Origin of the sequence: Paraburkholderia sp. 32, from assembly GCF_050435345.1 — a bacterium.
Taxonomy (GTDB): domain Bacteria; phylum Pseudomonadota; class Gammaproteobacteria; order Burkholderiales; family Burkholderiaceae; genus Paraburkholderia; species Paraburkholderia tuberum.
Window position 1 is genome coordinate 115,026 of record NZ_JBNDKD010000001.1, and the last position, 23,898, is coordinate 138,923.

17 protein-coding genes and 1 pseudogene are annotated in these 23,898 nt (G+C 64.7%); 6 read left to right on the forward strand and 12 right to left on the reverse strand.

From position 1 onward, the window contains the following. Window positions 1-29 precede the first annotated feature (29 nt). Window positions 30-941, reverse strand: coding sequence for an AraC family transcriptional regulator (locus OKW26_RS00525; protein ID WP_184037292.1), 912 nt, complete (start codon window positions 939-941; stop codon window positions 30-32). A gap of 182 nt (window positions 942-1,123) precedes the next feature. Between OKW26_RS00525 and OKW26_RS00530 the strand changes: the two genes are divergently transcribed. Then, window positions 1,124-2,125, forward strand: coding sequence for an autoinducer binding domain-containing protein (locus OKW26_RS00530; RefSeq protein WP_429352326.1), 1,002 nt, complete (start codon window positions 1,124-1,126; stop codon window positions 2,123-2,125). A gap of 76 nt (window positions 2,126-2,201) precedes the next feature. Here OKW26_RS00530 and OKW26_RS00535 read toward each other — a convergent pair whose 3' ends face one another. The 4 genes from OKW26_RS00535 to OKW26_RS00550 form a co-directional block, all read right to left on the reverse strand. Beyond that, a complete protein-coding gene (locus OKW26_RS00535) occupies window positions 2,202-2,963 on the reverse strand; it encodes an ABC transporter permease (protein ID WP_184060479.1) in 762 nt (253 codons plus the stop codon). After that, window positions 2,960-3,886 carry an ABC transporter ATP-binding protein gene (locus tag OKW26_RS00540; protein ID WP_184037299.1) on the reverse strand — a complete coding sequence of 309 codons (927 nt, stop codon included), beginning with the start codon at window positions 3,884-3,886 and terminating at the stop codon, window positions 2,960-2,962. Before OKW26_RS00540 ends, OKW26_RS00535 begins: the two co-directional genes overlap by 4 nt. A gap of 256 nt (window positions 3,887-4,142) precedes the next feature. Next, entirely contained in the window at window positions 4,143-5,837 is a 1,695-nt protein-coding gene (locus OKW26_RS00545; protein ID WP_429352327.1) for a tannase/feruloyl esterase family alpha/beta hydrolase, read from the reverse strand. After that, window positions 5,834-6,949, reverse strand: coding sequence for an OpgC domain-containing protein (locus OKW26_RS00550; RefSeq protein ID WP_429352328.1), 1,116 nt, complete (start codon window positions 6,947-6,949; stop codon window positions 5,834-5,836). The genes OKW26_RS00545 and OKW26_RS00550 overlap by 4 nt, the downstream gene beginning before the upstream one ends. Before the next feature lie 384 nt (window positions 6,950-7,333). Here OKW26_RS00550 and OKW26_RS00555 point away from each other — a divergent pair, with 384 nt between their 5' ends. Further along, entirely contained in the window at window positions 7,334-8,458 is a 1,125-nt protein-coding gene (locus tag OKW26_RS00555; protein ID WP_184060469.1) for an acyltransferase family protein, read from the forward strand. A gap of 113 nt (window positions 8,459-8,571) precedes the next feature. Here the strand turns inward: OKW26_RS00555 and OKW26_RS00560 are convergent. Continuing rightward, window positions 8,572-10,471, reverse strand: a pseudogene (locus OKW26_RS00560) (ATP-dependent metallopeptidase FtsH/Yme1/Tma family protein). Window positions 10,472-11,075: 604 nt separating this feature from the next. Here OKW26_RS00560 and OKW26_RS00565 point away from each other — a divergent pair. Beyond that, the gene (locus tag OKW26_RS00565) at window positions 11,076-11,924 is read left to right on the forward strand and encodes a shikimate dehydrogenase family protein (protein ID WP_429352329.1); all 849 of its coding nucleotides are present in this window, start codon (window positions 11,076-11,078) and stop codon (window positions 11,922-11,924) included. Window positions 11,925-12,052: 128 nt separating this feature from the next. Beyond that, entirely contained in the window at window positions 12,053-12,676 is a 624-nt protein-coding gene (locus OKW26_RS00570) for an ABC transporter ATP-binding protein (RefSeq protein WP_184060463.1), read from the forward strand. A 334-nt stretch (window positions 12,677-13,010) separates the two neighbouring features. On the opposite strand, the gene OKW26_RS00575 is transcribed toward OKW26_RS00570, so the two are convergent. Beyond that, on the reverse strand, window positions 13,011-14,018 hold the full coding sequence (locus OKW26_RS00575) for a zinc-dependent alcohol dehydrogenase family protein (RefSeq protein WP_090810426.1): 1,008 nt from the start codon (window positions 14,016-14,018) through the stop codon (window positions 13,011-13,013). Between the two features lie 129 nt (window positions 14,019-14,147). Then, complete coding sequence (locus OKW26_RS00580; protein WP_429352330.1) at window positions 14,148-14,462, reverse strand: antibiotic biosynthesis monooxygenase family protein; 315 nt, start codon at window positions 14,460-14,462, stop codon at window positions 14,148-14,150. 190 nt (window positions 14,463-14,652) lie between these two features. Between OKW26_RS00580 and copM the strand changes: the two genes are divergently transcribed. After that, window positions 14,653-15,048, forward strand: coding sequence for a CopM family metallochaperone (gene copM, locus OKW26_RS00585; protein WP_429352331.1), 396 nt, complete (start codon window positions 14,653-14,655; stop codon window positions 15,046-15,048). A gap of 13 nt (window positions 15,049-15,061) precedes the next feature. On the opposite strand, the gene OKW26_RS00590 is transcribed toward copM, so the two are convergent. The 4 genes from OKW26_RS00590 to prpC form a co-directional block, all read right to left on the reverse strand. Further along, window positions 15,062-16,303 carry an MFS transporter gene (locus tag OKW26_RS00590; protein ID WP_429352332.1) on the reverse strand — a complete coding sequence of 414 codons (1,242 nt, stop codon included), beginning with the start codon at window positions 16,301-16,303 and terminating at the stop codon, window positions 15,062-15,064. 223 nt (window positions 16,304-16,526) lie between these two features. Then, window positions 16,527-17,714, reverse strand: a complete 1,188-nt coding sequence (prpF, locus tag OKW26_RS00595) for a 2-methylaconitate cis-trans isomerase PrpF (RefSeq protein WP_429352333.1) — start codon at window positions 17,712-17,714, stop codon at window positions 16,527-16,529. A gap of 106 nt (window positions 17,715-17,820) precedes the next feature. Next, the gene (gene acnD / locus OKW26_RS00600; RefSeq protein WP_429352334.1) at window positions 17,821-20,418 is read right to left on the reverse strand and encodes a Fe/S-dependent 2-methylisocitrate dehydratase AcnD; all 2,598 of its coding nucleotides are present in this window, start codon (window positions 20,416-20,418) and stop codon (window positions 17,821-17,823) included. Between the two features lie 112 nt (window positions 20,419-20,530). Further along, window positions 20,531-21,700: a bifunctional 2-methylcitrate synthase/citrate synthase gene (gene prpC, locus OKW26_RS00605; RefSeq protein WP_090809234.1), complete on the reverse strand. Its 1,170-nt coding sequence runs from the start codon at window positions 21,698-21,700 to the stop codon at window positions 20,531-20,533. Between the two features lie 237 nt (window positions 21,701-21,937). Between prpC and prpR the strand changes: the two genes are divergently transcribed. Beyond that, on the forward strand, window positions 21,938-23,896 hold the full coding sequence (gene prpR, locus OKW26_RS00610) for a propionate catabolism operon regulatory protein PrpR (RefSeq protein WP_429352335.1): 1,959 nt from the start codon (window positions 21,938-21,940) through the stop codon (window positions 23,894-23,896). The last annotated feature ends 2 nt before the right edge of the window (window positions 23,897-23,898 follow it).

The following is a 23,898-nucleotide window of genomic DNA, read 5'->3' on the forward strand; positions in this document are numbered from 1 at the left end:
GCGCAGGCAAGCATCAGCCGGCGTGCATCTCAAGCGCGCAGCCGGTAGGCGAGCGGCGTCGCACCATAGCCACGCTTGAACTGCACGGAGAAATGACTGGCATTCTCGAAGCCAACTTCGAGCGCGATTTGCAGCACGGTTCGATCCGTGGCGCGCAGCAGCCTCGCCGCTTCCTCGAGCCGCAAGCGCGTCACGAACTGATGCGGCGTCTCCCCGGTCTCGCGGCGAAACACCCGGGCAAAATGAAAACTGCTTAGGCCGGCCTGCTCGGCCAGTTCGGCGATCGCCAGATCTTCGGCGAGATTGGTGCGGATGTACTCGGTCACTCGGCGAATCCGGCGCGGCACCAGCCGTTCGGGCCGCGTCGCGCCGCCGCGCCGCGCGTCGTTGCCGCTCGAATAGTGCTGCAGCAGGTGCGCGGCGAGCGCGTGAGCCAGCGTATCGACATACAGACGCGAATCGGCCGGATCGCGGGCGGCGCGATGCAGCGCGGCAAGCATCGCGGCGATCAGCGGATCGTTGAAGCGCATCGCGTCGCCGAGCGACAGTTCACGCGACGCGTCGAGCCCCATCTGTTGCGCGACGCTGTCGATCAAATCGCGCTCGATGTGCACGTGCAACGTAGACAACGGCTCGTCGCTGATCGAATGCCAGCGCCACGAGATCGGCGTGGGCGGCACGAACCACAGGTCGTTCACGCGCATATCGGCGCTTTCCCAAGCTCCGCCGAGGTTGCGTTCGAGATGCTCGGCGCCGCTCGCGAGCGTCATCAGCGTGAAGTCGCGCAAACCGGGCGCTTCGAGCAGGTCTTGCCGCACCGGCTCGAGATACGAGCGCAGCACCAGATGCCGCCACTCGCGATCCACGCTCGACACGAGTCGCTGGCCGGCCATGTAGCGGTCGTAGGCGAGCGTCGTCGTGAGCTTGGGAATTCGTGCCATCACATCCCCTCGAAGGAGGTGCCGTATGGAAGGAGAAACGCCGCCGTACCCGTATTGCCGGTCCACTGTCAGCGCAAGATCACAAAAATGATAGCAAGGAACCGGCTACCGACATTTCACGAAATCGCTAATCATTGAGGTTGTCGTCTTTCACGCGTTTAGAACGCCGGAGCTACCGTTTCATGGAACATGAATGCGATACGCTGCCGCAATGGCTGACCGGCTCGCCGCAAGGCGAAGCCGGGCACGCGTCGGCAGCACACCCGAGAGCGGCATCCGCCCAACCGGCTTACCCGGCCGGCGCGCGGCACGCCGCGCAATCAGCCCACGCGGCTGAAGCAGTGAAGATGTCTCCCCGCGCCACGAATGGTGCGGGTCGCAGTGGCTTTCTGACTCTGTTCACCGAGGAAGAAATCGGCACGCCGTCGCCCGCGGCGCGGCGGGCCGCGCCGCTGATCGGTCCGCTCGGACGGTTCGGCAGCGCGCAGGACCGCATGGAGTTCGTGCGACAGCGCATCAGGCAATTGGGCTTCGACTCGTTCAGCTATACCGCCACGCGCACGTCTTCGCATCACAAGACGATGTTCGTGTTGACGAGCTACGAGTCGCAGGCCTGGCTCACGCGCTATTTCCGCGAGCGCTATTTCGAGCTCGATCCGCGCGTCGCGCTCGCGTCGCCGACCGGCATGCCGTTTCTGTGGAATACCGCCGACCTGCGCGCCGACCTGCCGCGCGCGCAGCTGCGCAGCGAGCGGCTCGGCGCGCTGATCGACATGCTGGAGGCGACCGGCCGCAAGAGCGGCATTCTCACGCAGATGCCGCTGCCGGAGCCGGAGCTGAGCGCGAGCCTGTGCTTCAATTCGGAGATCGGCAACCCGCGCTGGATGACCGAATCGATCGTCGCGGAAACGCTGATGTTCGCGCACTCGATTCATGAGTTCATCTGGATGCACGCGAAAAGCGTGATCGGCATCGCGCCCGCGCAGCAGCAGCGCGTCGCGCTGAGCACGCTGCAGCACGCGGTGCTGAAGGCGGTCGTGCAGGGGCAGCGCGACAAGGAAATCGCGTATTTCCTCGGGCTCTCGCCGCATAACGTCGACTATCATCTGCGGCGCTTGCGGCAGCTGTTCAACGTGCGCAACCGCGTGCAGTTGATCAATGTCGCGCAGGCGTATCTGTTGTAGTCGGCGTCTGCGCGTATCGATGAAGAGGGCGCGACGGCTTTTCGCTGTCGCGCCCTCTGCTAATCGCGCGGTCTTATCAGCTTTTCAAGCGATAGCCGGTCCTGAAGATCCAGCCGACGATCACGAGGAACACCGCGAGGAACAGCAGTGTCATGCCGAGACTCAGGCCGACGCCGACGTCGCCCAACTCGTAGAAGCTCCAGCGAAATCCGCTGACCAGATAAACGATCGGATTGAACAGCGTGACGGCGTGCCAGAACGGCGGCAGCATGTCCACCGAATAGAAGGCGCCGCCGAGAAACGTGAGCGGCGTGACGATCAGGAGCGGCACCAGTTGCAGCTTCTCGAAGCTGTCCGCCCAGATGCCGATGATGAAGCCGAGCAGACTGAACGTGACGGCCGTCAGCACGAGAAACAGCACCATCCATAATGGATGCATGATCTGCAACGGCACGAACAGCGCGGCGGTCGCGAGAATGATGAGCCCGAGCAGGATCGACTTGGTGGCCGCCGCGCCCACATAGCTGACGACGATCTCCAGATACGATACGGGCGCCGACAGCAGCTCGTAGATCGTGCCCGTGAAACGCGGGAAGTAAATCCCGAACGACGCGTTCGCGATGCTTTGCGACAGCAGCGACAACATGATCAGACCCGGCACGATGAACGCGCCGTAGCTGATGCCCTCCACTTCCTTGATACGCGAGCCGATCGCCGAGCCGAACACGACGAAGTACAGCGACGTGGAAATCACCGGCGCGATGATGCTTTGCATCAGCGTGCGCCACGTGCGCGCCATTTCGAACTTGTAGATCGCGCGCATTGCATAGATGTTCATGGGTTCCCCCGCAGCAGACTGACGAAAATGTCTTCGAGCGAACTCTGCGTGGTGTGCAGGTCCTTGAAGCGGATACCGGCGTCGTCGAGCGATTTCAGCAGCGCGATGATGTCGGTGCGCCCGCCCTCGCCTTCATAGGTGTAGGTCAGTTCGTTGCCGCCGTTCGCGACCGCGAGCCCGTAGCCGGCGAGCGAAGCCGGCACCGTGTCGAGGGGGCTCTCCAGTTGCAGCGTCAACTGCTTCGTGCCCAGCTTGCGCATCAGCTCGGTCTTCTCTTCGACCAGCATGATTTCGCCCGCGTTGATCACGCCGATGCGGTCGGCCATCTCCTCGGCTTCGTCGATGTAATGCGTGGTCAGGATGATCGTCACGCCGCTCGCCGCGAGCGAGCGCACGAGCTTCCACATGTCGCGCCGCAGCTCGACGTCGACGCCGGCGGTCGGCTCGTCGAGAAACAGCACGCGCGGCTCGTGCGACAGCGCCTTCGCGATCAACACGCGCCGCTTCATGCCGCCCGACAGCGTGATGATCTTGTTGTCGCGCTTCTCCCATAGCGACAGGTCGCGCAGCACTTTCTCGATGTAAGCGGGGTTCTTCGGCTTGCCGAACAGGCCGCGGCTGAACGACACGGTGGCCCAGACGGTTTCGAACGCGTCCGTGGTCAACTCCTGCGGCACGAGGCCGATCAGCGAGCGGGCCGCGCGATAGTTGGAGCCGATGTCGTGGCCGTCCACCGTCACGCCGCCTTCGCTCGCGTTGACGATGCCGCAGACGATGCTGATCAGCGTGGTCTTGCCCGCGCCGTTCGGCCCGAGCAGCGCGAAGATTTCTCCACGGTGGATCGCCAGATTGATGTTCTTCAGTGCCTGAAAACCGCTGGCATAGGTTTTCGACAGATTCTTGACCGAAACGATTGGCTGCATGGACTCGATGATGGCCGACACCGCTGTTGAATGACAGGAAACGGCGCGAAGGAACGCGCCGCATCCGCAATGTAATGGAAAGTGCGAAAGCGTGCAGCGCACGCGAGCGGACGAACAGATCGTGCGGTTGCGGCGCTACGTGCGCGAAAAGGCGCTGGCGCTCGGGCTGTCGGCTCGTCGGGCGTGGGCCCCGGCTCGGTCCGCACGTTTTCTAGCGCGGCTCGCCGGCCAAACAGGCGCTGCGACGACTCAGACCTCAGGGCTGCGCACAGACAAAACTACTCGCCAGATTTACATTGCCTCGGCCGAGATAGCGCGGAAACCCGGGATAGCGGCACAGCGGCCGCGAGCGTCCATTCGTCGCCGCGGCGAGATCTGTGGCCATCAGCGTTTCGGGCGCGATGCCGCGCGTGACCCACGCGTCGAGCGCGCCGAGCAGATCGACCGATGGAATGAACACGCCGTTGCCATGCTGAAACCCCGGCACCATGTACAGCCGCATGAAGCGATCGACCTCGTCCTTGCCGAAACGCGCGACTAGCGCGTCGTGATATGCGATCGTCTGGTTCGGGCTGATCACTTCGTCGGCGAGACCCTGCAGCGTGATCAGCTTGCCGCCGTGCGCGATGTAACGCGACAGGTCGGGGTTCATCGCGCCGATCGTGCCCGACAGCGCGATCAGTTGCGCGCGATATTTGCCGGGGCGTTGCGGATCGAACGTCAACGAATCGAAGTCCGCGTCGCGCGCGACGAAGTAGCGCAGATAGCCGTCGCCTTGCGCGAACAGATAGCCGTTCGCATAGAACGTCGGCACCGGTTGACGCCGCGGCTGATGCGCGAGCCCGAGCGCGCCGGTCAGCTGCGTGCCCTGGAACACGTTGTAGCCGCGATAGCCGCTCACCTCCCACGCGAGCCGATACGGCAGCGACAGCCCGTCGCGCATCGCCAGCAAGGTGGCCAGTTGCGCGTCGGTCAGACACGCATCGTCAGATGAAAGGCGCAGCGCGCAACGCAGCGAATCGACAATTTGCGCTTCGTGGGCGCGACATGCTTCGACGTCGCTGACGATGCCGTCCGCCATGCCGTCGAGCCGGTCGCATACCTCGAGCGTGCGTTGATAGACGCGTTCGAGCAGCGTCGGCGGCACGAAGCCGCCCGGCGTACCGTACTCGGCCTGGCCGAGCTTCACGCCGATCAGCCGCACGCCGGAAAAATTCAGCGCGGGCGCATTGGCGATCACGCCGTCGTAGTCGTCGGGGAAGCGCTGCATCACCGTGTAGCCTTCGCGGCCCCCCGTCGAGCCGCCGGCAAAATACATGCGCTGCGGCGGCCTGCCGTACGCGTGCGCGATCAACGCGAGCGCGACGTCATGGGTTTTCTTCAGATGCGCATAGCCGAAGTTCGTCACCGCTTCATCGACGAGACCAAACGCCGCGAGCGACGAATCGCCGACATGCCCCGAGTCGTCACCGAACGTCGCGTAGCCTTGCGCGAGCGGCGCGCGATCCGGCGAGAACGGCATCACGCCGGTGCCGCTGACAACCACGCCGTTGTACCCGCCGCCGCCGATCTGCAACGCACGGCCATTCCAGCGACTCGGCAGATTCAGATCGAAGCGGATGTCGGGCGTTGTCCGATTCAGCGCCTTGATGCGGCCCGTGATGCGGCAATACTCGCCGCCTTGCTGATTGCCCGGCGCGGTCGCGCCGATCATTGCCGCGCTTTCGATCAGCGCGCCGGCCGTCGGCATCTCGATCAATTCGGGCGACAGCACCGCGCCCGCGAACTCCGCGCAGTGCATCGCGAACGGTGTCTCTTTGGCCTGCGCGGCCGTGCGATGCATCGCGAGCCACGCGAGCACGACGACGCTCATCACGGTCGCGAGTCCAACGAGCTTGCGCGTCGTGTGCATCGTGGTCGTGATGCGCCCGCGGCGCTCGCGTCGTGTCATCCGCAACCCGCGCCATTCGCCTGTGCGCCCGACTGCTGCCCTTTCCAGCCGCTCCAGCCGCGCGCGATCATCAGCAGCGCGCCGATCGCCGCGAGGTCGCCGCCGAGCCCGACCAGCACCGCGCGAAAGCCGTGAAACGTGTGCGGTGTCGCCGTGTCGATGATCAACGACACCAGCGTGCCGGTCACGAAGCACACGAGTCCGGTGCGCCCCACCGTCACGACGGCGGGCAGCCGCCTCGCTAGCCACGCGATACTGCCCATCCGCACGAACTGGGCGGCGAGCCACGCGATGACGATGAAATTGATCACACGTTCCACTGAAAGATTCTGCTTGTGCGTGCCGGACAAAGGCTGCGTCAGCACGAAAAGTTTGACCATCGCGAAGCCAAGCACCGCGACCACCGCGACGCGCGTGAGCCACTGCGCGGCATAGCTCGCATGAAAACGTTCGCTGATCGGCTGCACGCGGCACAGCATACCGAGCATGAACATCAGTTGCCACGCAAACGGATTAAAAGCCCAGTCGGCGACAGCGTCAATGCTGAATAACGCGGCGAGCGGCCGCGCGACGGCCCACACCGCGACGCTCACCGCGAGCGCGAGCGATACAGAGCGGCGCGCGAGCGGCACCATCACGGGCACGCATAGCGCGAACAGCACGTACATCGGCAGCACGCTGGACAGATACGGTTGCCGGCGCAACAGCGCGATATCGAATGCTTGACGCCATGGCTGCAACGCGAACGGCGGCCAGCCGGTCATTTCTACCATCGGCCGATTCAGATCGAGCAGCGCGAGAATCGCGCCGGACACGAGCGTCAGCACCGCCGTCAACAGATACGCGCGATAGATCTCCCCGCAGCGTTTGAGGAAGCGCAGCTGCGCCGCGTGTTCGCCGCGATGCGCAAGCACCGCCGTATACGCCGCCGCCGATGCATAGCCGCCGAGAAACACGAACACCTCGGCCGAATCGCACAACGCGTACGCGTGCAGCATCAGATGCGATAGCGTGCTGCCGGGAATGTGATCGAGCACGATGACGATCAGCACGATACCGCGAAAAAAATCGACTTCGACCGATCGTCCACGGCCACGGCCTGGGGTTTCCATTCGTCTTCTCGAAGAATGCGCGCTGGCGGCACGCAAGAACGTGAATGGCCACGCATCAGCGTGCCAACCTGTGCGAACGACAAAAGACTCGATCGTTCAATGCATCACCTATGACGCAGGCGAAGGCGCTGACGATTCGCCTCTAATGTTCGCTTTCACAACGGCTTTCTGAAATGGAGTCGTTGGCGACTGGTAATACTCGGCGCGTCTTTAGCGAACACGCGGAAAGTTTTGCGGCTTTTCATGCACGAAACAGGGATACCCGTCTTCATGGATGGACGCGAGCCTCGAAAATAAATCGTCGAACGCGCGCTGCGATTTTTTTCGCATTTTTTCCCCGTACGATGTTTTCGTGCTTTTCCGCCGCTTTGCGAATAGAGGTTTATGAAAAACAGAATTGCCGGATTCGATGGATTGCGCGCGATCGCTGTGCTGATGGTGTTTCTGCAGCATCGACTCTTCGGCGACATCGGCGAAATCGGGCATCTCGGCGTGTGGATCTTCTTTGCACTGAGCGGCTTTCTGATCATCGGCATCCTGTCGTCGCGGCGCGCGCGCATCGAAGAGGGCGACAGCTGTTTCCGCACCGAGCTCGGGCGCTTTCTGTTTCGTCGCACGGTGCGCATCTTTCCGATCTATTACCTGATGCTCGTCGTGATGTGCGTGCTGATGGCATTCGGCCTCGCGAATCCGGAACTGGCGAGCGGCATGCCGTTTCACTTCGCGTATCTGTCCAACTTCTGGATCGGCTCGGTGCTGCGTTACTGGCCGGGCCGCTATTCGCACTTGTGGAGCCTCGCGATCGAGGAGCAGTTCTATCTCGTCGTTGCGCCGTTTTTGCTGCTGCTCGCGACGCGGCGACATCGAGCGGCATGTTGGGCGATCGTGGCGCTCGGCCTTGCCGCGCTGTTCGCGATGCGCGCCGCGCATTGGGATGAGATCACGATCTATACGCACCCGTTGAGCAATGTCTGGTTGCTCGCGTTGGGCGGCATCGGTGGTCTGGTGATCGAGGACGATCGCGGCCGCGTGCGTGCCTGGCTCGGTCATGGCCTGACGCTGTTCGCGCTGAGTCTGGTCGTGATCGGTTTGTGCGCGGCCGAGCCGAAGTGGAACATGCTCGACGATCCCTTGCTGTTTACCGCGATCAGCGCAACGTACGGGATCGGTATCGCGGCGCTGGTGGCTTCGATCGCGTGTTGCCGCAATGCTGCCGTGATGGGTCTGCTACAGACGCGTTGGCTCGCCGGTCTTGGGCGTATCAGTTACGGCTTCTATCTGTATCACAACCTGATCCCCGATCTGACGCGTAACCGTCACGCCGAGGCGTTGTTTGGCGGCAGCGTGCCGATGTGGGCACACATGCTTGGCATCGTCGCGTCGTTTGCGATTTCGCTTGGCATTGCGGTGCTGTCGTGGCGGTTGATCGAGGCGCCGATTTTGCGAGTGAAGACGCGCGGCGAATCGGTATTGAAAGCGGCGGAGAACGTCGCTTCCGACGTAGCCTGACAGATCGAACCAGGTCGCCGATCTATCCGGCTACGCGCCTCACGCTATCATTCGGCCTCACCACCCGGCCGCCCCGGGATCGTCGGACTTCGCGTAGCGCATCATCAGGCCCGTCAAGCCGCCGCAGGCTCGTGCACGATCTTCAGCGTGCTCTTGTGCTCGGCGATGAACCGATAAACGGTGTCCCCGGGTACGGTCTCGTGCTCGAGCAACTGGTCCGAAATGTCGCGCAGTACCGGCTCGTACGCGTGCAGTAGCCCGTAGCAAAGTTCGTTGAGCTCCTTGAGCAGCACGTTCGCATGCTCGATTGCGCTCTTCATTTGCAGGCCCGCATACTGCGACGGCAGCGCCGCGAGACTGAACAGATCGCCGTCGCTGTTGAAGCCGAACTTCGACACCATGTCGAGGCTGATACGCGAGGCCTCCTGCAAGTCCGACGCGGCGCCGCTCGATGCTTCGGAGAACATCAGAATCTCCGCGTTGCGTCCGCCGAGCAGCACCTGGATCTCGTTGCGGATTTCCGTTTCGCGGTACAGGTGCTTGTCCTGCGCCTTCGTGATCAGCGCGACGCCAAGCGCGCCGCCACGCGGCAGAATCGTCACTTCCTCGAGCACGCCGGTGCCAAGCAGCGCCGCGACCAGACCATGACCCGCCTCATGCACCGCGATGCGCCTGCGCTCGTCCTCGGTGAGTGCGCGCTCGGCGCCGCTCACGTCGCCGATGCGCGCGATCTTGATCGCTTCCATGAAGTGCTTCGCGGCGATTTCGTTATCGCCCGCCTTGCGCGCGATCAGCCCCGCCTGATTCACGACCATCGCGACGGTGGCCGGCGACAGTCCAGTCGTCAAACGCGCGAGCTGGTCGTAGTCGATATCCGCCGCCTTCGATTTCAGCCGCTGCGCGTAGAAACGGAAAATCTTGGCGCGGTCTTCGCGATCCGGCAGACGCACCTGCACCGTGCGATCGAAACGGCCGGGACGGCGCAATGCTTCGTCCAGATTGTCGGGATGGTTGGTCGCGGCCACGACGATCACGCCCTCGTTCGACTCGAAGCCGTCCATCTCCGCGAGCAGCTGGTTGATGATCCGGTTGCTTTCGGCTTCGACCGGACCACCGCCGGTGTCGGTTCGTTTCGCGAGACCGTCCGCTTCGTCGATGAAGATGACCGTCGGCGCATTCTTGCGCGCGAGTTCGAACAGGTGCCGCACCTTCTGGATACCGACACCGTAGTACTTCGCGCTGAAATAGCTGCCCGTGATCGAAATGAAGTTCGCGCCGCATTCGCCGGCCAGCGCCTGAGCGAGCCGCGTCTTGCCGACGCCGGGCGCGCCCACCATCAGGATGCCGCACGGCGCGCGCACGCCCAGCGACGAGAACTGCTTCGGATCGGACAGGTAACCGCGAATGTCGGCGAGCGCGGCCTTCGCTTCGTTCGCGCCGATCACGTCGTCGAAACGCAGCGTCGGTGTTTCGCTGAGCAGCTTCGCGCCGCCCTTCATCTCGCGTCGCATGAACCACCGCCATGCCGCCGATCAGCACGAGCGGCAGCAGCACGCTCAGCGCGTCGCGGAACTGGTCGAACAGTTGGGTCCAGCGTGCACCGTCGCTGTGGATGTCGACGTCGGGCAGCCATACGAGCTGATACGCGGCGGCGTCGGAGCGCTCGCCCAGCAGCAGCGCGTGCGAGAAGGTTGCGTTGTGATCGGTGACGAAGTACTTCGAGCCGTCACGCAGCGACACCAGAATCGCGTTGGGACTCACGCCGATCGCCGCGACGTTGGTGTCGTGAATGTCGCGCAGCATCGTCGACGCATCCTTCTCCGCATGCGTCCACGCGGATGCATCGTGACGCATCTGGCTCGCAATGCCGCTCAGCGCCGGCGCCTGCGGCTCGGCGCGATGCTGGATATACCAGACGCCCCAACCGACCAACACCGCGATCAGCACCGCCGCAGCCGCGACCGCAATTTTGCGTGCGCGCTTTTTCCCAAGCGAATTATTTCCCGGCTTCATGAGTCATTTCCAAAATGCGGACTTGAACAAGCCCTTACTTAATCAAGCTTTCTGTCAAACTTACCTGTCGAAATCGGAAGGCGGAGTCTGCGGAAAATCGGCTGGGGGCGAAGCGCCACACGGCGAGGCTCAAAGGACAATTCAGAAGGACGACGATCTGTGCGTCCCGGTGAGCCGCGTTAGCCGAAGGTACTATGCCGGCGGTACGCGTCTGTCAAAGCCGCGGAAAAGGCCTATTTGTACCATCTATCCGGCCATCGACACGCCGGAAGGGGACGCGGCAAGCGCGCGTAGGGCGTCGCCGCCTTGGCTCCGCGCACAGTTTATCAGCGTAAAAAGCAGCGCGTGTTTTTAATGTCTATATCTAACCGCACCCCAATTAAAATCAGTCACAATTACTGACAAAGCGTAATTAGACGGACCTAAATGATCTGAAAATAGGCCACGATTAAGTCAGGATTTTGGAATCAGCTGGCAGGATGAGCGACGGCTCTCTACGGACCCGTTCGCGTCATCGGCACTTTCTCTCAGGTTCTGCTTTTTGGGCGCCGGCGCCGAGCGGCGTCGACGGTTCTTTCCTATGCTGCACTCAGGAGATTCGATCATGCAGCGGGCTGAAACCCCTTCCTTCGCGGCGTCGCTCGACGCGGGTCTGAGCGGCGCGACGCGCGTGTATTTCATCGTCGGCGATCCGATTGCGCAGGTGCGCTCGCCGTCCGGCGTGACCGCCGCGTTGCGTTCGGCCGGCTGCGATGCGCTGGTGGTGCCCGCGCACGTCGCGCCAGCCGATCTGCCGGCTTTTTTCGCGGGCATCGCGCCGATGCGCAACGTCGACGGCGTGATCATCACGGTGCCGCACAAATTCACCGCGGCGAGCTATTGCGCGACGCTCGCCGAAGAAGCCGCGTTCCTTGGCGCGGTCAACACGCTGCGCCGCAACGCCGATGGCGGCTGGCATGGCGGCATGTTCGACGGCACCGGCTTCGTTGCGGCGCTCGTCGCGGCGGGCTGCGAACTACGGGGCAAGCGCGCGCTGCTGGTCGGCGCGGGCGGCGCGGGCTCGGCGATCGGCCATGCGCTGATTCAGCGCGGCGTCGGCTCGCTCGACGTGCGCGACAACGACGTCGAACGCACCGACTCGCTGACCGCACGGCTCAATGCGCTCGGCCGAGGCACGGCGCGCGGTGCGGCGGCCGACCTCGACCCGAGTCCGTATGACGTGGTCGTCAACGCGTCGCCGCTCGGCATGCGCGCGGGCGATTCGTTGCCGATCGACGTCGCGCGCTTGCCGGCCACGACTTTTGTCGGCGATGTCGTAACGAAACCGCCACTTACGCCGCTGATCGAAGCGGCACGCGCGCGCGGTTGCCCGACCGTGACGGGCACGCAGATGTTCGAACGCGTGTGTGATCGGATGGTGGAGTTCTTGCTGGAGACGCCGACGTCTGCGTAACGGCGCGAACGAACCAGGCGCGCGCTGCTACACTGGCGCGAAATTGCCGTGGCGCAGATCCCGCACGGCATGCACGAGGCGTGGCGCAATCCTGCGCCGCGTTCACATCGCCCTCTGCGCGCCAACCCATGCTTCGATTCGACAACCTCAGCAAGCGCTATAGCGACCGCGTCCTGTTCGAAGGACTGCACTTCGACGCGACGTCCGGCTGCGTCGCGTTGAACGATGAATCCGGCAGCGGCAAATCGACGTTGCTCGCCATCCTCGCCGGCGCGCTCGAACCCGACACCGGCGACGTATGGCTCGGCGGTCATTCGCTGCGCGCCGCGCCGCATGCCGCGCAAGCGCTGCTCACGTATGTGCCGGAAGACAGCATGAGCTGGCCCGATCAGACCGGCCGCGATTATCTGCGGCAGGTTGCGGCGGCGCGGCACACCGCTCTGACCGACGACGTGCTCGCGCTCGCCGAACGCTTCGGCCTCGCGCCGCATCTGGACAAACGTTTCGAGCAGATGTCGTATGGCAGCCGCAAAAAGGTGTTTCTGACGGCGGCCGCGCTCGGCGAAACCCGCGTGCTGATCGCCGACGAACCGGCCGGCGGACTCGACGCGTCAGCGCGCGCGGTGCTCGCCGAGCTGTTCAGAACGCTCGGCACGACGCGCACTCTGTTTTTCACGAGTTACGACGAAGGGTTCACGCAGGCCTGCGAGGCGACGGGTGTCTGTTTCGCGGACCTCGCGAGGGGCATCTGAGCTAGGGCCTGTTCACGCTAATAACGGGCTTGCGCTGGCCGCCAGAAGGGCCGAGCGCAAGGATTGCGACGCAACGAATACTCGACGTATTCGCAAGGAGCATGACGCGGCGATCGGCCCTTCTGGCGGCCAGCCCCTTGAAGGTTTTTTTAAAACAGGGGAACGTGCCTTTGCGCCCGTATTGCGGCGTCGGTCGTCGCTTGTTTGGCTCGGCCAAACGGCGCTCCTCTCTCCTTGCACTACGCGCGCAAAGGCACGTTCGCAAGCCCGTTATTAGCGTGAACAGGCCCTAGCGATCCCGCGGGTCATGCGGGCCGGGCGCGAGCGTTGAATCTCAGATCGCCACACAAATCTTGCCGAAGTGCGCACCCGATGCCTCGTGCCGGAACGCGTCGGCGAGCTTGTCCAGCGCGAACGTGCTGTCGATCACCGGCTTGATGCCCGTGGTCTCCAGCGCGCGCACCATGTCGATCTGATCCTGCCGGCTGCCGACGATCAGCCCTTGCAGACGCTGTTGCCGCGCCATCAGATGCGCGGTCGGCACCGGACCCGCGCGGCCGGTCAGCACGCCGATCAGCGCGATGTGCCCGCCGATGCGGCATGCGGTGATCGACTGCGGCAGCGTGCCGGGACCACCCACTTCGACCACGTGATCGACGCCGCGCCCGTTGGTGATGTGACGCACTTCTTTGCCCCATTCGGGATTGTCGCGATAGTTGATCGTATGGTCGGCACCCAGTTCGCGCAGCTTCGCGAGCTTCGCATTCGACGACGACGTCGCAATCACCGATGCCCCCATCGCCCTCGCCATCTGCAAGCCGAAGATCGACACGCCGCCGGTGCCGAGCACGAGCACGCTGCTGCCTGCCTTCAACTGACCATCGACGACCAGCGCGCGCCACGCGGTCAGCCCCGCCGTGGTCAGCGTCGCCGCTTCGGCGTGGCTGTAGCCGGCCGGCGCGCGCGTGAAGTAGTGGCTCGGCAGCACGACGACTTCGCGCGCGTAGCCGTCGACGCCGTCGCCGGGGGTGGTCGCAAAATCGCCGATCGCGGGCGAACCGTTTTCCCAGTGTGGGAAGAAGCAGGACACGACGTGATCGCCGGCCTTGAATTCGCGCACGCCTGCGCCGACCGCTTCGACGACGCCCGCGCCATCGGCCATCGGGATGCGGCCCGCTTCGGCCGGCAGATTGCCGCTGACGACGCCGTAGTCGTGGTAGTTCAACGAACTAGCGCGAATGCGCACGCGAATCTGCCCGGCCTCGGGCTGACCGGGATCGGCGAGATCGACGACCTGCAGGCTATCGACTGTGGCGGGCGAACCGATTCTGACGGCTTTCATGTTTTCGATCCTTGGTGAGTCGTGCGCTGCCGTGAGCAGCTCGATGTCCACGCGCGTTGCGCGTCGGATGTGCATGCGCCATGCCCGCGCGAATGCGAACCGGCATGCAGGCGCCGCGCGAGCACCGCGTTATTTGACGGTCTGGATGACTTCGAAGCCTTCGAATTCCGGGTGGCCGAGATACAGCACGCGGCTTTCGTTACCGGCACTGCGATGCGCGGCACGAAACGCGTCGGACTTCGTCCATGTCTCGAACGATCCATGGTCGCGCCAGATCGTATGGCTCGAATAGAGGACGTGATCGTCCTTGCGCGGTCCCTTCAGCAAATGAAATTCGACGAAGCCCGGCACCTCTTTCAGATGGGTGTCGCGCGTGGTCCACAGATGTTCGAAGGCGTCCTCGGAGCCGGGCGCCACCTTGAAGCGGTTCATCGCGATGTACATGCTGTCAGCCTCGTTGAGTGAGTGATGCTGCCAATGATGCTGGCTTGGTCATCCAGTCGCGTTTCATTATAGGCGTGCGTTGCTTTGCCTCCGCTTGACCTTACCACGGCAGGAAGCTCCACGATGTCCGACGTGACCGTTAGAATCGCGCGGATCACGTCGCCACACTCTTCAACAACGGAAAACCAATATGAAAAACCTTCGCGCGTTGCGCGCTCTCTGTGTGTTCGGCGGTTTGGCATTCGCGGCGGCAGCTCTGCCCGCTCACGCGCAACATCAGGGCATGCCCGGCATGGACATGCCGGATTCGGCGCATACCGACGCGGGCGCATCGACGCAAGCCTTCAAGGCCGCCGACGAGCGCATGATGCATGAGATGAGCGCCCCCGAGTACACCGGCGACGCCGACCGGGATTTCGTCGCGCACATGATCCCGCATCACCAGGGCGCGATCGAGATGGCGCAGGCGGAGTTGAAATACGGCAAGGACCCGGAGATCAAGCGGCTCGCGCGCAACATCATCACGGCGCAGCATGACGAGATCGCGTTCATGCGGCGCTGGCAGGAAAAGCGCGGCGGCAAGTAACGCAGCGCGAGCATCACCAGCGTGGCTGCTTGCGCAACAGTGGCGTCATCGCGATCAGACCGATGATCGGCCCAGGCAGCAGCAGCCATGCGACGCGCACGTCGAGCGCGTGAAATACGCTGGTCGACCACAGGATCGAGCAGGCGGACAGGAAAAAGCCGAAGCTGTTCTGCAGCGTCAGCGCGCCGCCGATCTTGTCGGCGGGACAGGCCTTCACGGACAGCGCCGAAAACTGCGGCGAATCCGCGATCACGCTGATGCCCCACACGAGTAGTAACCCGAGCTGCGCGGCGGTGCCGAGCCCCGTGGTCAGCGGATAAATCGCGCACAGCGTGCCCGAGATCGTCAGCGCGAGAGCGGCGGTACGCGCGCTGCCGACCACCTGGCTGAGTCTGCCGCCGAACAGGCAGCCGAGCGCACCGATCGCGATGATCAGGAACGACCACAACGCGACGGTGCCCGGCGCCGCCGGCGCCCCGCTCGCGAACGCGCGCTGCACGAGCAGCGGCGTCAGCGTCCAGAACGCGTACAACTCCCACATGTGACCGAAATAGCCGAGCGCGGCCGAGCGAAACTCGCTGATGCGCACGACCTGCCCGACGCCCGCCGACAAACCGAAGCGTCGGCTGCCCGAGCGCCGCGCGTGCGGCCCTTCGCCGAGCACCAACACCAGCAGCGCGCCGATCACCGCGAGTCCCGACGAAGTGAGCACCACGGTTTGCCACGGCACGCTCGACAGCAACGCACGAATCGCATGCACCGACGCCGTGCCGAGCGTCAGCATCGCAACGAGCAACGCGAGCGTCTGCGCGGCGCGCCGCGGGTCCCACGTAACGAGCAGCTTCATGCCGAGCGGATAGATGCCGGCAAGCGCGACGCCCACGCCGAAGCGAAACACGAGCGCCGACGCGAGCCCGCTGCTGCACAGCGCGAACAGCGCATTCAAGGTCGCGCCGAGCACGCCGCAGACGGCGAACACCTTGCTCGCCGACACGCGATCCGCGAGTCCGGTGGTCGCCGACAGCAAGGTCCCGACGATAAAGCCAGCCTGCACCGCATTCGTCAGCCAGCCGATACCGGACGCGCTCAGATGCCAGGCGATCTGCAGATCGCGCATCGCGCCGTTCGCGCTGAACCACAACGACGTACCGAGCAATTGCGCAATCGCGATCACGAGCACAGCGCGTCTCGCGCGCGCGATGTCGTGCGCCGCGTCGCCGGACTTCGTTGCGTCGGCGTCCAGCCTGTTCTGCATCGTGGCTCCTCTGCGTCGGGACTGAGTCGGCCGCTGGGGAGTGGTTATGGGAGCGCGGCCGAAGCGGCCATTGTAGACGACGCGAAGGTTTGCATCGGCCGCGTTGCGCAATGCGTCGTCCGGTTCGACCGCGAGCACCGTATGCCCCCATCGCCGCGAGCGCGACGGCCTGCTCTCTACGTAGCCTTCCGTGCCGCTGACGTTGGCCGACATCGGCGCCGCCTCAGCCCTGCTGCGGCACCCTGACCCACCCCTCCATCAACACGCGCGCGCTGCGGCTCATGATCGCCTTCGTGACGACCCACTCGCCGTCCTGCAGACTCGCCTGCGCGCCGACGCGCAACGTGCCCGACGGATGCCCGAAGCGCACCGACTCACGCTCGCCGCCGCCCGCCGCCTGATTGACGAGCGTGCCCGCGATCGCCGCCGCGGTGCCGATCGCGACCGCCGCCGTGCCCATCATCGCGTGATGCAGCTTGCCCATCGACATCGCGCGCACCAACAGGTCGACGTCGCCCGCGCGCACCGGCTTGCCGCTCGACGCCACGTAATCGACCGGCTTCGCGACGAATGCGACCTTCGGCGTGTGCTGCCGCGTCGCGATCTCGTCGAGATGTTTGATCAGCCCCATGCGCAGCGCGCCATGCGCGCGAATCGTCTCGAACATCGCGAGCGCCTTCGCGTCGCTGTTGATCGCGTCCTGCAACTCGGTGCCCTTGTAGCCGATCGCCTCGGCGTCGACGAAGATCGTCGGGATGCCCGCGTTGATCATCGTCGCCTTCAACGTGCCGACGCCCGGCACTTCCAGGTCGTCGACGAGGTTGCCGGTCGGGAACATCGCGCCGCCCGCGCCTTCTTCGTCGGCGGCCGGGTCCATGAATTCGAGCGGCACTTCGGCGGCCGGGAAGGTCACGCCGTCGAGCTCGAAGTCGCCGGTTTCCTGCACCGCGCCATCGCTCATCGGCACGTGCGCGATGATCGTCTTGCCGATATTGGCCTGCCAGATGCGCACGATCGCGACGCCGTCACGCGGCACGCGGCCCGCCTCGACGAGGCCCGCGCTGATCGCGAACGGCCCCACCGCGGCCGACAGGTTGCCGCAATTGCCGCTCCAGTCGACGAACGCCTTGTCGATCGACACCTGCCCGAACAGATAGTCGATGTCGTGATCGGGCCGGCTGCTGCGCGAAACGATCACGGTCTTGCTGGTGCTCGAAGTCGCGCCGCCCATGCCGTCGATCTGCTTGCCGTACGGATCGGGACTGCCGATCACGCGCATCAGCAGCGCGTCGCGCGCGGCGCCCGGTCGCTGCGCGGCCTCGGGCAGATCCTGCAGACGGAAAAACACGCCCTTGCTGGTGCCGCCGCGCATATAGGTGGCCGGAATCTTGATCTGGGGAAGGTGGGCCATGAAGGTGTCCTGAGGTGACATGTTCTTTGATGAAGGGCGATGCGGCTCGTCAAGCCGCATCGCCCTGGTCTGTTGCGACGTTCACTGCAAAACGCGCGTCTACCCGTCAAGCCGCCGCTCTGGTCGACTCGAGAAAGTCCTGCGCGAAACGCTGCAGCACGCCACCGGCTTCGTAGATCGACCCCTCTTCGGCCGTATCGAGCCGGCACGTCACCGGCACTTCGACGCGCTCGCCGTTGCGGCGATGAATCACCAGCGTCAGATCGGCGCGCGGCTTGCGCTCGCCGATCACATCGAACGTCTCCGTGCCGTCGATGCCGAGCGTCAGGCGATTCACGCCGGGCTTGAATTCGAGCGGGAGCACGCCCATGCCGACGAGGTTCGTGCGGTGAATCCGCTCGAAGCCTTCCGCGACGATCGCTTCGGTGCCGGCCAGCCGCACGCCCTTCGCGGCCCAGTCGCGCGACGACCCCTGGCCATAGTCGGCGCCCGCGATCACGATCAGCGGCTGCTTGCGCTCCATATACGTTTCGATCGCTTCCCACATGCGCGTGACCTTGCCCTCGGGCTCGATGCGCGCGAGCGAACCGGCCTTCACCTGGCCATTCTCCAGCACCATCTCGTTCTTCAGCGTCGGGTTCGCGAAGGTCGCGCGCTGCGCGGTCAAGTGATCGCCGCGGTGCGTCGCGTACGAATTGAAGTCCTCTTCGGGCAGGCCCATTTTCGTCAGGTATTCGCCGGCCGCGCTGTCGGGCAGAATCGCGTTCGACGGCGACAGGTGGTCCGTCGTGATGTTGTCGCCGAGCACGGCCAACGCTCGCATGCCCTTCAGCGTGCGCTCGCCGGCGAGCGCGCCTTCCCAGTACGGCGGACGGCGAATATAGGTGCTTTCTTCGCGCCAGTCGTACAGCGGGTCGGCCTTCGCGCCGGTGTCGGGGGAGACCGCGAACATCGGTTCATACACTTTGCGGAATTGCTCGGGTTTCACGCTCGCGGCGACGATCGCATCGATCTCCGCATCCGACGGCCACAGATCTTTCAGCGTGACCGCATGACCGTCCGCATCGACGCCGAGCACGTCCTTCTCGATGTCGAAGCGGATCGTGCCCGCGATCGCATAGGCGACGACCAGCGGCGGCGACGCGAGAAATGCCTGCTTCGCGTAGGGGTGGATCCGGCCGTCGAAGTTGCGGTTGCCCGACAGCACGGCGGTCGCATACAGATCGCGCTCGATCACTTCCTTCTGAATCACTGGGTCCAACGCGCCGGACATGCCGTTGCACGACGTGCACGCATACGCGACCACGCCGAAGCCGAGCTGTTCGAGTTCAGGCAAGAGCCCTGCCTCTTCCAGATACAGCGTGACCGCCTTCGAGCCCGGCGCGAGCGAGCTCTTGACCCACGGCTTGCGCACGAGTCCACGCCGGTTCGCGTTGCGTGCGACCAGGCCCGCCGCGATCATGTTGCGCGGATTGTTCGTGTTGGTACAGCTCGTGATCGCGGCGATGATCACCGCGCCGTCCGGCATCAGACCGGGCTCGTTCTCGACCTTGCCGCTGACGCCGCGCGCGGCCAGCTCCGACACCGGCAAGCGGCGATGCGGATTCGACGGCCCCGCGAGCGTGCGCACCACGCTCGACAGATCGAACTCGAGCACGCGCTCGTAGTCGGCGTGCTTCAGCGTATCGGCCCACAAGCCGGTTTGCTTCGCATAGGTTTCCACGAGTTTGACGAGTTCGTCGTCGCGGCCGGTCAGCTTCAGATAGCGGATCGTCTGCTCGTCGATGTAGAACATCGCGGCAGTCGCGCCGAACTCGGGCGCCATGTTCGCGATCGTCGCGCGATCGCCCAAGGTCAAATTCGCCGCGCCCTCGCCGTAAAACTCGAGGTACGCGCCGACCACCTTCTCTTTGCGCAAGAACTCGGTCAACGACAGAACCACGTCGGTCGCGGTAATGCCCTCGCCCGGCTTGCCGCTCAGCTCCACGCCGACGATATCGGGCAGCCGCATGTACGACGCGCGGCCGAGCATCACGCTCTCCGCTTCGAGGCCGCCGACGCCGATCGCGATCACGCCGAGCGCATCGACCATCGGCGTATGCGAGTCGGTGCCGACCAGCGTGTCGGGAAACGCGACACCGTCCTTCACCTGCACGACCGGGCTCATGCGTTCGAGGTTGATCTGATGCAGGATGCCGTTGCCCGGCGGAATCACGTCGACGTTGCGGAACGCGCGCTTGGTCCAGTTGATGAAATCGAAGCGGTCTTCGTTGCGGCGATCTTCGATCGCGCGATTCTTCGCGAACGCATCCGGATCGAAACCGCCGCACTCAACGGCCAGCGAGTGATCGACGACCAGTTGCGTCGGCACCACCGGATTCACGAGCGCCGGATCGCCGCCTTGCGCGGCGATCGCATCGCGCAGACCCGCCAGATCGACGAGCGCGGTCTGGCCGAGAATGTCGTGGCACACGACGCGCGCCGGGAACCACGGAAAATCGAGCTCGCGCTTGCGTTCGATGATCTGTTTCAGCGAAGCGGTCAGTGTCATCGGGTCGCAGCGGCGCACCAGGTTTTCGGCGAGCACGCGCGACGTATACGGCAGTTTGTCGTAGGCGCCGGGCTCGATCTTGTCGACCGCGGCACGCGTATCGAAGAAGTCGAGCTTGGTGCCCGGAAGGCGTTTGCGGTTGGCAGTATTCATGGCGTAGGGACAGGACGGTTATCGGCCGCCAGACAGGATGCCGGCGGCGTCCGGCGGCGCTTCTCGCGCGCGGCCGGTTGGACAGTGCAGGCAGTTTAGCTCGCTGCTCGCGTCAAACGCGCTTCGCCAGCGGCACGAACGGCAGATCGTCCGGACCGGTGTAATTCGCGCTCGGGCGGATGATCTTGTTGTCGACGCGCTGCTCGATGATGTGCGCGCTCCATCCTGCCGTACGCGAGATCACGAACAGCGGCGTGAACATCGCGGTCGGCACGCCCATCATGTGGTACGACACCGCGCTGAACCAGTCGAGGTTCGGGAACATCTTCTTCGCGTCCCACATCACCGATTCGAGCCGTTCGGCGATCGAGAACAGCTTCGTGTTGCCCGCTTCCTTCGACAGCTTCTTCGCGACTTCCTTGATGATCTTGTTGCGCGGGTCCGAGATCGTGTAGACCGGATGGCCAAAGCCGATCACGACTTCCTTGTTCTCGACGCGGCGGCGGATGTCGGCTTCGGCCTCGTCAGGCGTCTGGTAGCGCGACTGGATTTCGAACGCGGCTTCATTGGCGCCGCCGTGTTTCGGGCCGCGCAGCGCGCCGATCGCGCCGGTGACCGCCGAGTACATGTCCGAGCCCGTGCCCGCGATCACGCGGCCGGTAAACGTCGACGCGTTGAACTCGTGCTCCGCGTACAGGTTCAGCGACACGTGCATCGCATCGACCCACGCCTTCGACGGCTCGACGCCATGCAGCAGATGCAGGAAATGACCGCCGATCGAATCGTCGTCGGTTTCGACCTCGATGCGCTTGCCGTTGTGCGAGTAGTGATACCAGTACAGCAGCATCGAGCCGAGCGAGGCCATCAGTTTGTCGGCGATATCGCGCGCGCCGGGCAGATTGTGATCGTCTTTCTCGGGCAGTACGGTGCCGAGCACCGACACGCCGGTGCGCATCACGTCCATCGGATGCGCGGCGGCCGGAATCCATTCGAGTGCGGCTTTTACGTTGGCGGGCAGGCCGCGCATCGACTTCAGCTTCGTCTTGTACGCGGTCAGTTCGGCCTGGGTCGGTAGCTTGCCGTGGACCAGCAGATACGCGATCTCCTCGAATTCGCACGCCTCGGCGATGTCGAGAATGTCATAGCCGCGATAGTGCAGATCGTTGCCGGTCTTGCCGACCGTGCACAGCGCGGTGTTGCCCGCGGTGACGCCCGACAGCGCGACGGATTTTTTCGGTTTGAAAGCGCCTGCGTTCGGCGTGCTGTTGTCTGCTTCGCTCATCGATTGTCTCCAGAAAGGGTTGGAATTTGGCCATTGCTTCGACTGGGCTGCCTTGTACGCAAGGAACGGGCCACCCCGCTCACGGCCAGCTAAGTGCCTGATTTGGCGGCAGTCCGGCGAAGCAATGACGCGACCCCGTCCGACGCTCGATTTCATTAATGAAACTCCGGATTTCAAATCGGCAATGAATGCTCGCATAATGGAGGTCCCGAACCATCCCGTTGCGAGCCGTCCGCCTTGAGCACGCCTCTTTATGAACCGCCGCAGCGTCCGCGCGTCTGGGCGCTCAGCATTAGCCGCCTGCGCGATCTGTTCTTCGACATCGCCGGCGAATACGTGGAACGCGCGGATGTTCGCATCGTGTCGCACGCCTTCGAAGACGCGGTGCGCGAAATCGAGGCCGCGGGCGCCGCGCGGCCCGACGTCGTGCTCGCGGGCGGCTCGAACGGCGCGTATCTGAAGACGCGCGTGTCGGTGCCGGTCGTGCGGATCAGTCCGACCGGCTACGACGTCATGCATGCGCTCGCCCGCGCGCGTCGGGAAGGCGCGCGCGTCGCGCTCGTCACGCACGGCGACACGCCCGACGAAGTGCGGCGGTTCGCCGCCGCGTACGCGCTCGATGTCACGTTCGCGTCGTACCAGTCGGCGCAGGACGCGGAGAGCGTCGTGCTCGATCTCAGCGATCGTGGCATCGACGTCGTGGTCGGCCCAGGCATGGTCACCGACCTCGCCGCGAACGCCGGCATGGGCGCGGTGTTTCTGTACTCGCGCGCGTCGGTGCGGGCCGGCTTCGACACCGCGCTCGAAGTCGCGCAGGCGACGCGCCGCGAAACCGTGCGACGTCAGCGGCTCGACACGCTGCTGCAGCACCTGCGCGACGGCGTGGTCGCGCTCGATGCGCAAGGCCGCGTCGAACTGATGAACCAGCGGCTCGCGAGTGTGCTCGGTATCGATGCGGCAAAGGCCGTCGGCCGCGCGCTGCTCGAACTCGCACCCGACCTCGCGGGCAGTCTGCCGGACGCGGAGGGCGACAGCTTCTGCACGGTGCGCGGCGCCAGCTATGTCGTGCATCGCGGGCCGCTCGCAAGCAGCGGCGCGGCGCCGGGCACCGTGCTGACGTTTCAGGAATCGCGCGCGGTCGAACGGCTCGATCGGACGCTGCGCGCGCGTCAACGCGTGCAGCAGTTCACCGCGCGCTATCGGCTCGACGATATCGTCGGCGCGTCGGAATCGATCGAACGGGTGCGCGCGCTCGTCGTGCGTTATGCGAGGTCGGACGCGACCGTGCTGATTCTCGGCGAAAGCGGCACCGGCAAGGAAATGGTCGCGCAGAGCATGCATCAACTGAGCGCGCGACGCGACTTCGCGTTCGTCGCGATCAATTGCGGCGCGTTTCCGGAGGCGCTGCTCGAAAGCGAGCTGTTCGGCTACGAGGAAGGCGCGTTCACCGGCGCGCGCAAGGGCGGCAAGGCGGGGCTGATCGAGGTCGCGCATCGCGGCACGCTGTTTCTCGACGAGATCGGCGAGATGCCGTTGCCGTTGCAGAGCCGCCTGTTGCGCGTGTTGCAGGAGCGCGAGGTGGTGCGGCTCGGATCGACGGAGCCGATGCGCGTCGATATCCGCATCGTCGCGGCGACGCATCGCGCGCTGACCGACGCCGTCACAGAGGGCAGTTTCCGTACCGATCTGTACTACCGGCTCAACATCCTCAGCATCGCGCTACCGCCGCTGCGCGAGCGGCCGAACGACCTGCTGCCGCTCGCCGCCGAACTGTTGCGCCAGGCGGCCGCGCGCGAGCCGAGGCTGGCGGCGCGCGTGCCCGACGCGCCGACCGCCGCTCGCATGCTGGAGGGTTTGGGCGCGGCGTTGCGGCGCTATGCGTGGCCGGGCAATGTGCGCGAGTTGCAGAACGTGATCGAGCGGATCGCGGTCGAACTCGCCGATGGCGATGCGGACACGGATGCGAGTGCGGCGCTCGTCACGCGCGACATGCTGCGCGCGATCGCGCCGGAAGTCGTCGAGCCCATCGCGCGCGCGAAGCCGGCGGCGCTGACGCTGCGCGAGCGCAGCCGTCATGTCGAGGCCGATGAAATCCGCGCGGTGCTCGCGGTTCACGACGGTGATCGCGATGCGGCTTGCGCCGCGTTGGGCATCAGCAAGACGACGCTGTGGCGCAAGTTGAATGCGGGGCGGTAGAG

Excerpts from the sequence above, each read along its gene's own strand:
- OKW26_RS00570 (WP_184060463.1), top strand. The coding sequence starts at position 12,053 with ATGCTTCGATTCGACAACCTCAGCAAGCGCTATAGCGACCGCGTCCTG.
- OKW26_RS00545 (WP_429352327.1), bottom strand. The coding sequence starts at position 5,837 with ATGACACGACGCGAGCGCCGCGGGCGCATCACGACCACGATGCACACG.
- OKW26_RS00590 (WP_429352332.1), bottom strand. The coding sequence starts at position 16,303 with ATGCAGAACAGGCTGGACGCCGACGCAACGAAGTCCGGCGACGCGGCG.
- prpC (WP_090809234.1), bottom strand. The coding sequence starts at position 21,700 with ATGAGCGAAGCAGACAACAGCACGCCGAACGCAGGCGCTTTCAAACCG.
- acnD (WP_429352334.1), bottom strand. The coding sequence starts at position 20,418 with ATGAATACTGCCAACCGCAAACGCCTTCCGGGCACCAAGCTCGACTTC.
- OKW26_RS00550 (WP_429352328.1), bottom strand. The coding sequence starts at position 6,949 with ATGGAAACCCCAGGCCGTGGCCGTGGACGATCGGTCGAAGTCGATTTT.
- OKW26_RS00565 (WP_429352329.1), top strand. The coding sequence starts at position 11,076 with ATGCAGCGGGCTGAAACCCCTTCCTTCGCGGCGTCGCTCGACGCGGGT.
- OKW26_RS00555 (WP_184060469.1), top strand. The coding sequence starts at position 7,334 with ATGAAAAACAGAATTGCCGGATTCGATGGATTGCGCGCGATCGCTGTG.
- OKW26_RS00535 (WP_184060479.1), bottom strand. The coding sequence starts at position 2,963 with ATGAACATCTATGCAATGCGCGCGATCTACAAGTTCGAAATGGCGCGC.
- OKW26_RS00530 (WP_429352326.1), top strand. The coding sequence starts at position 1,124 with ATGGAACATGAATGCGATACGCTGCCGCAATGGCTGACCGGCTCGCCG.
- copM (WP_429352331.1), top strand. The coding sequence starts at position 14,653 with ATGAAAAACCTTCGCGCGTTGCGCGCTCTCTGTGTGTTCGGCGGTTTG.
- OKW26_RS00580 (WP_429352330.1), bottom strand. The coding sequence starts at position 14,462 with ATGTACATCGCGATGAACCGCTTCAAGGTGGCGCCCGGCTCCGAGGAC.
- OKW26_RS00575 (WP_090810426.1), bottom strand. The coding sequence starts at position 14,018 with ATGAAAGCCGTCAGAATCGGTTCGCCCGCCACAGTCGATAGCCTGCAG.
- OKW26_RS00525 (WP_184037292.1), bottom strand. The coding sequence starts at position 941 with ATGGCACGAATTCCCAAGCTCACGACGACGCTCGCCTACGACCGCTAC.
- prpF (WP_429352333.1), bottom strand. The coding sequence starts at position 17,714 with ATGGCCCACCTTCCCCAGATCAAGATTCCGGCCACCTATATGCGCGGC.
- OKW26_RS00540 (WP_184037299.1), bottom strand. The coding sequence starts at position 3,886 with ATGCAGCCAATCGTTTCGGTCAAGAATCTGTCGAAAACCTATGCCAGC.